Origin of the sequence: Streptomyces sp. SID14478 (assembly GCF_010548525.1) — a bacterium.
GTDB lineage: Bacteria > Actinomycetota > Actinomycetes > Streptomycetales > Streptomycetaceae > Streptomyces.
Window position 1 is genome coordinate 1 of the sequence record NZ_JAAGMG010001155.1, and the last position, 2,385, is coordinate 2,385.

Here is a 2,385-nt window from a genome sequence, read left to right on the forward strand (position 1 = left end):
GACCGCCGAGAGGGCCAGCGCGGCGAGCCGCACCGCGGCGTAGGGCACGACGCCCGAGACGTCCGTGAGCAGCTCCGTGGAGGCGCGCAGCTGTCGTACGCAGTCCTCGGCGTCGCCGCGCAGCGCCGCCGCGTCGGTCAGGACGACGCCGGCCACGAGCGCCGCCAGCCAGTCGAAGTGGTCGTCGAGCAGCCCGCGTGCCGTGGTGACGGCCGTGTCGTAGGAGCCCCGGGCCAGGGTGACGTACAGCGCGGGCGCGATCGCGAACCCGCCCGCGGGCGGCAGCAGTTCGGTGTCGGCGGCCGCCGCACGCGCGCACTCGTCCCAGCGGCCCAGCGTGTAGAGCAGCAGGGACTGCATGTAGCGCAGCTCCAGGGCGTACGGCGAGGTGAGCAGACCGGCGCTGCGGGCGCGGTCGAGGCCTTCGGCGATCCACGGCAGGCACGCTTCGAGGTCACCGGACTCGTAACAGCCGATGGCGAGGTTGTAGAGGGCCCGCATCTCGACCGCGGGGTTCCCGGCCCCGACGGCCAGCCGGCGCGCGAGGACCAGTCGTTCCCGGCCCTGTTCCGAACCCCGGTCGTGGGCGGACAGGCCGACCAACGAGATCGTCAAGTCGGCCCGGGCGTCGGTCAGTTCGAGCTGTTCGGCGACGTCCAGGGCCTGGCGGGCGACCCGCTCGGCGTCCTCGTCGCGGTTCACGTACCGCGCCGCCATGACGTGCGTCGCGGCCGCCCACACCCAGGTGGCCGAGGGCGGATCGGCCGGGATCAGGGCCAGCGCCTCACTGCTGTACGTGAACGCGGCCTCCAGGTGGTCGATCCGCATCAGGTTGCCCGCGAGGGTGTAGCGCACGCGCGCGGCGAGTTCGGAGTCGGTACCCGGGCCGACGTCGGCCAGCGCGGAACGGGTGAGCTGGACCGCGCGGTGGGGCTGTCCGGCGCGGGCGGCGGCGGCCGAGGCGCGCAGGGTGAGACTGATCGGGTCGCTGTCGGCGGGACGGGCGCCGGCGTCCACCACGACCAGGAGTTCGAGCGCGGTCTCCAGGTGACGCAGCTCCTCGGCGGGGGCGCCGACGCACTGGGCGTGGTCGGCGGCTTCGAGGGAGGCCGCGAGGGCGTCGGGCAGGTCGTGGCTCTCGCGCGAGTGATGGGCGCGCTCCGCCGCGCTCTGCGGCGAACGGCCCTCTCCGGCAAGGAGGGTGGCGAACACGCCGTGCAGCCGGACCCGCTCGCCGGGCAGCAGGTCCGCGTACACGGCCTCGCGGGTGAGGGCGTGCCGGAACGTGTACGTCGCGTCGTCGTCGGGGACCAGCAGCTGGCGCCCGACGGCCTCGCGCAGCGCCGACTCCAGTTCGTCCTGCGGGAGTCGGACGGCGTCGCGGAGCAGGGCGTGAGCGACCCGGCGGCCCGCGACGGCGGCCGTGCGCAGCACCTGCTGGGCGGTCTCGGTCAGTTGCTCGATGCGGATGAGGAGCAGATCGGCCAGGTCGCCGGGCATGGCGGGGGCGCCGGGGCCGTCGTCGCCGGGCAGCGCGGCGAGCAACTCCTCGGCGTAGAAGGCGTTTCCCTCGGCGCTCTCGACGATGCGGCGGACCGTGCCGTCGGGGACGGGGCCGGTGCGTTGCGCGCGCACGAGCCGGGCCATGTCCGCGTCGGCCATCGGGCGCAGTTCGAGGCGGTCGACGGCCGGCAGCCTGATCAGCTCGGCGAGGAGCGGACGCAAGGGGTGGCGGCGGTGCAGGTCGTCCGTGCGGTACGAGGCGAGGACCGCGAGGCGGCGCGGCGGGCCGCCGGGCGCGGGCCGCTGCAGGACGCCCCGGCTGAGCAGGAAGCGCAGCAGGTCGCGGGAGGACTGGTCGGCCCAGTGCAGGTCTTCGACGACCAGCAGGAGCGGGGTCAGGTCGGCCAGGTCGGCGAGGAGTCCGGCGACGCCCTCGAAGAGCTGGAGGCGGCTGCCGGGGTCGGCGCCGGGAGCGGCTCCGGGGGCGGTGCCGAGCAGGCGGTCCACCGCGGGGTACGCGGCGAGGGCCGGGGCGAGCCTGTCGTCCGCGGCCGCCGCGCCGAGGATCTCCGTGAACGGGAGGTACGGCAGGCCCACGTCGCCGAGGTCCACGCAGTGGCCGGTCAGAACGGTCGTGCCGAGGGCGGCGGCGTGCGCGGCGGCCTCGGTCAGCGTCCGGGTCTTGCCGACGCCGGCGTCCCCGGACACCAGGACGGCGCGCGGCTCACCTGCCGCGGCCCGTTCCAGGACGCCGGTGAGCCGGGCGAGTTCGTTCCCCCGGCCGATGAACGGCGTATCGAATCTCTGTGCCACGGGCCCATCCTGGCATGCTCCGGTGGCGCCACTCAGCGGTCCGGGCGGGCCGGGGATCCCCGGCCCGCC

General features: G+C 75.6%; 1 protein-coding gene. It reads right to left on the minus strand.

What is annotated here, in order from left to right; genetic code table 11:
• Positions 1–2,316, minus strand: a 2,316-nt coding sequence (locus tag G3I40_RS37030; protein WP_164559214.1) for an AAA family ATPase, incomplete at its 3' end; no start/stop codon positions are given.
• Positions 2,317–2,385: the final 69 nt, after the last annotated feature.